This window comes from Pseudomonas sp. BF-R-30 (assembly GCF_019956175.1).
Lineage (GTDB): Bacteria > Pseudomonadota > Gammaproteobacteria > Pseudomonadales > Pseudomonadaceae > Aquipseudomonas > Aquipseudomonas jessenii.
The window spans coordinates 42,418-49,697 of sequence record NZ_JAHBDE010000036.1 but is presented as its reverse complement, the minus strand read 5'-3'; the positions used below and the strand labels follow the sequence as shown (position 1 = coordinate 49,697).

7 protein-coding genes are annotated in these 7,280 nt (G+C 59.1%); 6 read left to right on the top strand and 1 reads right to left on the bottom strand.

From position 1 onward, the window contains the following. The first annotated feature begins 589 nt into the window (after positions 1-589). From KGB20_RS19195 to KGB20_RS19170, 6 genes are all read left to right on the top strand, one after another. Positions 590-1,366, top strand: a complete 777-nt coding sequence (locus KGB20_RS19195) for an ABC transporter substrate-binding protein (RefSeq protein ID WP_154910548.1) — start codon at positions 590-592, stop codon at positions 1,364-1,366. 91 nt (positions 1,367-1,457) lie between these two features. After that, a complete protein-coding gene (locus tag KGB20_RS19190) occupies positions 1,458-2,147 on the top strand; it encodes an ABC transporter permease (protein ID WP_057715357.1) in 690 nt (229 codons plus the stop codon). Positions 2,148-2,159: 12 nt separating this feature from the next. Further along, entirely contained in the window at positions 2,160-2,858 is a 699-nt protein-coding gene (locus KGB20_RS19185; RefSeq protein WP_154910549.1) for an ABC transporter permease, read from the top strand. 9 nt (positions 2,859-2,867) lie between these two features. Then, positions 2,868-3,980, top strand: a complete 1,113-nt coding sequence (locus tag KGB20_RS19180) for a succinylglutamate desuccinylase/aspartoacylase family protein (protein WP_154910550.1) — start codon at positions 2,868-2,870, stop codon at positions 3,978-3,980. An 18-nt stretch (positions 3,981-3,998) separates the two neighbouring features. Further along, entirely contained in the window at positions 3,999-4,763 is a 765-nt protein-coding gene (locus KGB20_RS19175; RefSeq protein ID WP_057715360.1) for an ABC transporter ATP-binding protein, read from the top strand. 127 nt (positions 4,764-4,890) lie between these two features. Further along, entirely contained in the window at positions 4,891-5,799 is a 909-nt protein-coding gene (locus tag KGB20_RS19170) for a MurR/RpiR family transcriptional regulator (protein ID WP_223532863.1), read from the top strand. A 57-nt stretch (positions 5,800-5,856) separates the two neighbouring features. On the opposite strand, the gene KGB20_RS19165 is transcribed toward KGB20_RS19170, so the two are convergent. Continuing rightward, positions 5,857-7,266: an amino acid permease gene (locus tag KGB20_RS19165; RefSeq protein ID WP_150814845.1), complete on the bottom strand. Its 1,410-nt coding sequence runs from the start codon at positions 7,264-7,266 to the stop codon at positions 5,857-5,859. Between the last annotated feature and the right edge of the window lie 14 nt (positions 7,267-7,280).

Here is a 7,280-nt window from a genome sequence, read left to right as displayed (position 1 = left end):
CCACCGCCGTGACCTCCACCGCCTCCACCGCTGCCGCCATCCTTGGCATACACGCTGGAGAAACTACCGATGTAATCGGGCACCAGGACAGTCGAAGCCGACAGGACTCCGCCGATTGCCAGAGCCAATAAACATTTCTTGAGCAGCATGCTGCACCTCCGCATGGAGTTGCGTACCCATCTCCGTATCGAACGCAATGTCCAGTGAGTTCCCGGCCGCCCGTTGGAGCGGCCGGCCAACCGGCACGGCCATCAATCTGCAGCATGAACGAGCTACTGCGGTATCCGCACGATCCCTGAAAGCCAGTTGGCATCGTTGCGTGGGAAACATTCCCATATTTTTTGGATAAGTGCTTTCAGCCCGAGTTCAAAAAATGAGCATCAGGGCTTACCCATGGGTTGAGCAAAAACGTCTACCTGGCCCAATGGAGCATCGTTGCGATCAAAACTGATATGTTTATTTTCAGTTTATTTGCATATAGAATTTTATTGTGTCATTTATAGACTCGCCGATCACAGGACTGATCCACCACGCCAACCTGGATGGCGGGCACCCGTTTCCCCCAAATGCCTTCCAAGGAGTCAACAATATGAACAAGACAGAACTTCTAGGTGCTCTGGCGCTATGCGCTTTCAGCTTCCTGGCACATGCCGACGAAGACAGCCTGCGTATCGGTATCGAAGCCGCCTACCCACCCTTCTCCTTCAAGACACCAGAGGGCAACGTCAGCGGGTTCGATTACGACATCGGCAACGCCTTGTGCGAAGAAATGAAGGTCAAGTGCGAGTGGGTCATTCAGGAGTTCGACGGCATGATCCCGTCGCTCAAAGTGCGCAAGATCGATGCCGTGCTGTCGTCGATGTCAATCACCGAAGACCGGATGAAGTCCGTGGACTTCAGCAAAAAGTACTACCACACACCGGGCAAGTTCGCGATGAAGGCCGGCAACGTGATCAATGATCCTTTGGTGGACCTCAAGGGCAAGAAAGTCGGCGTGCAACGCTCCTCGACTTACGATCGTTTTGCCACCGAGCAACTGGAAAAAGCCGGCGTCCTCGTGGTGCGCTACTCCTCACAAAATGAAGCCTTTCTCGATCTCGCCTCGGGTCGTCTGGACGCCACCCTCGCCGACATCGTCAACACCGATGAGAGCTTCATCAAAACACCGGCTGGCCAGGGCTTCACCCTCACAGGGCCCGACATCAACGACCCGAAGTATTTTGGCCGTGGCGCCGGGATCGCCGTGCGCAAAGGCGACAGTGCCAACGTTGCGCGCCTGAGTGCCGCGATCGACGCCATTCGCGCCAACGGCAAGTACCAGCAAGTGATGGCCAGGTACTTCGCGTTCGATATCTACGGCAAGTAAGCCTTACCCATAGCCCCGGTGCCGGCCTATTGCAGGCGCCGATTCGGGCTTGTCTTGCGCGCCTCGCGGCGCTCGCTTGAGGAACTTCATCATGCTTCACGGCTACGGATCGAGCATTCTCGATGGCGCCTGGCTGACCATAAACCTGGCCCTGACTTCCATGTCCCTGGCGATTGCCCTGGGCCTGGTCGGCGCGGCCTTTCGCCTGTCACCGCTCAAATGGCTGGCCCTGCTCGGGGAAAGTTACACCACCCTGATTCGCGGCATTCCAGACCTGGTGCTGATCCTGCTGATCTTCTACGGCGGCCAGGATCTGGTGAACCGTATTGCCCTGGCGCTCGGTTACACCCGCTATATCGACATCAACCCCTTTATCGCCGGCGTCTGCACCATGGGCTTCATTTTTGGCGCCTACCTCTCGGAAACCTTTCGCGGCGCCTTCATGGCAATCCCCAAAGGTCAGGCCGAAGCCGGCGTGGCCTATGGCATGGGCGGTGCGCAGGTGTTCTGGCGAATTCTGGTACCGCAGATGATTCGTTTCGCCATTCCTGGGTTCACCAACAATTGGCTGGTACTGACCAAATCCACCGCGCTGATCTCGGTGATCGGCTTGCAGGACATGATGTTCAAAGCCAAGAACGCAGCGGATGCCACACACGAGCCATTCACGTTTTTCCTCGCGGTGGCGGCGCTGTACCTGATGCTCACCAGCCTGTCATTGCTGGTGCTGCGCTATCTGGAAAAACACTACTCGGTCGGCATCAAAGCCGCCGAATTGTGAGGGGAGCCGCCCATGATTCTCGACTACAACCTGATTTGGGAAAACCTGCCGCTGTACTTCAATGGCGCCTTGTTGACCCTCAAAGTCCTGCTTATTTCCCTGGCCCTGGGCCTGGTATTGGCGATTCCACTGGCGTTGATGCGGGTGTCGCGATCACCGCTGATCAACTTCCCGGCCTGGCTCTATACCTACGTGATTCGCGGCACGCCGATGCTGGTGCAATTGTTCCTGATCTATTACGGCCTGGCGCAGTTCGAAGCAGTGCGCCAAAGCGTGCTCTGGCCTTACCTCTCCAGCGCTACCTTTTGCGCCTGCCTGGCCTTCGCGATCAACACCAGCGCCTATAGCGCAGAGCTGCTGGCCGGCAGTTTGAAATCCACCCCCCATGGTGAGCTCGAAGCCGCCAGGGCCATGGGCATGTCACGCCTGACCCTGTATCGCCGCATTCTCATGCCGTCGGCCTTGCGCCGGGCATTGCCGCAGTACAGCAACGAGGTGCTGATGATGCTGCAAACCACCAGCCTGGCCTCCATCGTCACCCTCGTCGACATCACCGGGGCCGCGCGTACTGTCAGCTCACGGTTCTATCTGCCGTTCGAGGCGTTTATCACCGCCGGCCTCTTCTACCTCGCCCTGACCTTCATTCTGGTGCGCCTGTTCAAGCTGGCCGAGCGCCATTGGCTGGCGTATCTGGCACCGCGCAAGCACTAAGGAGCTGCTATGGAGCACATTCAATACCTGTTGCCGTGGAGTGCCTCGGGCACCGAACGAACACTGTCACTGTTTCGTTTTGGCAGTGGAGCACGCAAAGCGTACATCCAGGCGTCATTGCATGCCGACGAATTGCCAGGGATGCGCGTCGCCGTCGAGCTCAAGCGCCGTCTTCTGGAACTGGAAACACAAGGCCGCCTGACCGGGGTGATCGAGTTGGTGCCAATGGCCAATCCGATCGGTATCGCCCAGATGTTCCAGGCCACCCATCAGGGGCGCTTCGAGTTCTCCAGCGGCAAGAACTTCAATCGCGACTTCCCGGAGTTGGTCGATGCCGTTGCACCGCTGCTGGAAGGCCGATTGGGAAGCGATGCCGACGCCAACATCGCACTCATACGCCGCGCCATGGGCGATGCCCTCGCCGCCATGCCGGCACCGACCTCGGAACTCGACGGCCTGCGCCGCCTGTTGCTGCAGCATGCCTGTGACGCCGATGTGGTGTTGGACCTGCACTGCGATTTCGAATCGATCATGTTGTTGTATGCGATGCCACAAAACTGGCCACGCCTGCAGTCACTCGCCGCTCGCCTCGGTGCCGGGGTCACGTTATTGGCCGAAAATGCGGGCGGCAGTGCCTTCGACGAAGCCTGCGCCATTGCATGGCTACGCCTGGCCGAGCTGTTTCCCCAAGCCAACATTCCCCTGGCGTGCGTGGCCACCACCATTGAATTGCGTGGCATGGCAGACACCGAACGCGAGCAATGCGTCGACAGTGCCCAAGCCATTCTCGGGTATCTCGCCGAACAAGGCCTGATCAGCGGTGACTGGCCAGCGGCACCGCCGAGCCATTGCCAGGCCGTGCCATTCGCCGGCGCGCAGTACGCCTGTGCGCCCCATCCCGGTGTGGTGAGTTTTCTGCAACCGCTGGGCGCGCAGGTCAAGGTCGGCGATCCGCTGTTCGAGGTCATCGACCCGCTGACCGACCGCCATAGCGTGGTGAGCGCCAGCACCGACGGCATTCTTTATGCCCGCGAACGGCTGCGCTTTGCCCAGCCTGGATTGTGGCTGGCCAAAGTTGCCGGTTCTACCCCCATTCGCCAGGGTCGCTTGCTCAGCGACTGATTCCAGAGAGTTCAAACCATGTACAAACTTGAAGTTCAGGACCTGCATAAAAGTTACGGCGCGCACCAGGTGCTCAACGGCGTGTCCCTGCAAGCACAGGCCGGTGACGTGATCAGCATCATCGGCTCCAGCGGCTCTGGCAAAAGTACGTTCCTGCGCTGCATCAACCTGCTGGAGCAACCCAATGCGGGCAATATCGTGCTCAATGGCGAACCGCTCAAGCTGGTGGCCAACAAGCTTGGCGGGCTGAAGGCGGCCGAACCCAGGCAGTTGCAACGCATGCGTTCGCAGCTATCGATGGTATTTCAACACTTCAACCTCTGGTCACACATGAGCGCTCTGGAAAACGTCATGGAAGCCCCGGTGCATGTGCTGGGCCTGGGCAAGAAAGAGGCACGGGAAAAGGCCGAGCACTACCTGAACAAAGTTGGTGTAGCGCACCGCATGAACGCCTGGCCGGCGCATATGTCCGGTGGCGAGCAGCAGCGCGTGGCCATTGCCCGCGCACTGGCGATGGAACCGCAAGTGATGCTGTTTGATGAGCCGACTTCGGCGCTCGACCCCGAACTGGTCGGCGAAGTGCTTAAAGTCATGCAGGATCTGGCGCAGGAAGGCCGCACCATGGTGGTGGTGACTCACGAAATGGGCTTTGCCCGCGAGGTTTCGAACCAACTGGTGTTCCTGCACAAGGGCGTTGTCGAAGAGCGCGGCGACCCGCGCGAAGTGCTGGTCAACCCACAGTCCGAACGCCTCCGGCAGTTTCTGGCCGGGAGCTTGAAGTAAGACCGCCGCCTAGCCATCGACTGCTCGGCGCTGCCCTGACAAGGTTGGCTTCGGATACACTCCAGCCAACCTTGTCAGGGCATCAGGCACAGCCCTTCTCTCACCTTCAGGAAATGTTGAGCCGGATATGCCCACCCCATCGAAAGACACCACTGTCTATGCCGCGCCGGTCATGCGCAAACTGACGGAAATCGTTTCCGAACTGCCGCCGTCATTGCGCAAGGTCGCGGACTTTATCCTGCGTCACCCGCTCAAAGCCGCGACGCTGACCATCGAGGAGATGGCTCACGAAACATTGACCTCACCCGCCGCCGTCAACCGCCTGGCCAAAGCACTGGACCTCGGTGGCTACAGCGGCATGAAGGCCGAACTGGTCGCAACGTTGCAGCAAATGGTGTCGCCGGTCGACAAACTGCGCAACGAACTTGCCCATCGCCCGGGCGGCGCGTTTGGTCTGCATGAGCAACTCCAGAGCGCCAGCAGCAACCTGGCCACCGCTGCGGGCAACAACCACGCCGACACCTTTGAAGCCTTCGTCACTCGCCTGACCAAAGCGCGCAAAATCTACATCCTGGGCTTTGGCAACAGTGTCTACTTCGCCGGTCTCACCGCCTCGACCCTGATGCCCTTTTGTGCGGACGCCACTGCCATCAGCATGGAGGGCGGTAACGAAAACGCCGCTTACCGTCTGGCCGCCATCACCGACCAGGACGTGCTGCTGGCGATCTCCCTGCCACGCTACTCCCTCGACACCCTGCAACTGGCACGCTTCGCCAATGAACGTGGCGCATCAGTGCTGGCAATTACCGACTCACCCGCCTCGCCGCTCACCGGCATTGCCGAGCACACGCTGTTTGCGCCTTGCGATCACCCGGTGCTGACCAGTTCCAACATCGCCGTACTGGCCTTGATCGAAGGCTTGGTCGCCGGCGTGATGGCACGCAATAAAGAAGCGGTCAAACTGGCAACCGAACTGACTGAAAGCGTGATGTCCTACCTGCACATCCCTGCCAGCGGTAAACCAGCGAAAAAGTGAGCGATGGAAATCCAACGCCCGCTTCTTGCTGATTGCCGCCCCGGCACGCCCTTCAGGCTATGGCTTGGGCTGCGCACTCAGCACCGCAACGGTCCTGGTTTTCCTGAAGAAAACACCGTAGACAATCGACAGCACCAGCAGGAACGGCACACCGAATACCAGGGTCATCTTGAAGGCTTCAGTGAAGTACGTCGTGATCATCACGGCCCCCATCAGTACCAGCCCGAGCAATGTGCTGTAGGGAAACAGGCGCATGCGGAACGACAGTTTGCGGTTGCCATTGCGTTCGTGAAAACGACGAAAACAGAAGTGCGTCAGGAAGATCATGAACCAGGTAAAGATCGCGCCGAACATCGAGATCGCCATCATCAGGGTGAACGAACTTTCCGGGTACAGGATGTTGAGCAAGGTCGCCAGGGCGATACCTGAACTGGAGAGCAACAGCGCGTTCAGCGGGATCCCGGTCTTGCTCAACACCCCCATGGATTTTGGCGCGTAGCCGGCACGGGACAGGCTGAACATCATGCGCGTGGTGATGTACAACTGGCTGTTCATGGCTGACAACGCCGCAATCAGGATCACGAAATTCATCACGCCCGTGGCGCCGGGAATGCCGATGGCTTGCATCACGGTGACGAACGGACTCTGGGCATGGCCAGCCTGGACCCAAGGCACGATCGCCAGCATCAACGCCAGGGTCAGCAGGTAGAACACCACCAGGCGCACGATAGTCCCGCGAAAGGCTTTCTTCACCGCTTGCTCCGGGTCTTTTGCCTCACCGGCCGCCACCGCGATCATCTCCACGCTCAGGTAGCTGAAGATCGACACGATCACCGCTATCCACATCCCTTGCAGACCATTGGGAAAGAAGCCGCCGTGAGCGCTGTAATTGTGCATGCCGTATTCCGGATTGCCGGAACCGAACACCACATACACCGCCAGGATGATGAAGCCGACAATCGCGCCGATCTTGATGGTCGAGAACCAGTACTCGAAGGTGCCGAAAGTCTTCACGCTGATGGCATTGAGCACGATCAGCACGCTGGAGAACGAGACGATCCATATCCACTCCGGCACGTTGGCAAACCAGTACTTCATGTACATCGCCACCGCCGTCACTTCCGTGCCCACCGCGAGCACAATCGCCGCCCAGTAGGCATAACGCACCAGGAACCCGGCCAGCGGGCTGACATAAAATTCGGCGTAGGCGCCGAACGAACCCGAGGTCGAATGGGCCACGGTCATTTCCGCCAGGCAGCCCATCAGCAGCAACGTGATGATTGCGCCAATGGCATAGCTGAGCAATACGCTCGGCCCGGCATAACCGATGGCATAGGCGCTGCCCATGAACAGCCCGGTGCCGATTGCACCGCCAATGGCGATCATGCTCATCTGCCCCGACGTCAGCTGACGCCGCAGGCCGTGTTCACGGTTGGATATCGTTTCGAAACCGGAGTTATCGGTCATTTTTATGTCCTCTG

What these genes read in the sequence shown, in the direction of transcription:
- KGB20_RS19195 (WP_154910548.1), top strand. Translation starts at nt 590, where the DNA reads ATGAACAAGACAGAACTTCTAGGTGCTCTGGCGCTATGCGCTTTCAGC.
- KGB20_RS19180 (WP_154910550.1), top strand. Translation starts at nt 2,868, where the DNA reads ATGGAGCACATTCAATACCTGTTGCCGTGGAGTGCCTCGGGCACCGAA.
- KGB20_RS19185 (WP_154910549.1), top strand. Translation starts at nt 2,160, where the DNA reads ATGATTCTCGACTACAACCTGATTTGGGAAAACCTGCCGCTGTACTTC.
- KGB20_RS19175 (WP_057715360.1), top strand. Translation starts at nt 3,999, where the DNA reads ATGTACAAACTTGAAGTTCAGGACCTGCATAAAAGTTACGGCGCGCAC.
- KGB20_RS19190 (WP_057715357.1), top strand. Translation starts at nt 1,458, where the DNA reads ATGCTTCACGGCTACGGATCGAGCATTCTCGATGGCGCCTGGCTGACC.
- KGB20_RS19170 (WP_223532863.1), top strand. Translation starts at nt 4,891, where the DNA reads ATGCCCACCCCATCGAAAGACACCACTGTCTATGCCGCGCCGGTCATG.
- KGB20_RS19165 (WP_150814845.1), bottom strand. Translation starts at nt 7,266, where the DNA reads ATGACCGATAACTCCGGTTTCGAAACGATATCCAACCGTGAACACGGC.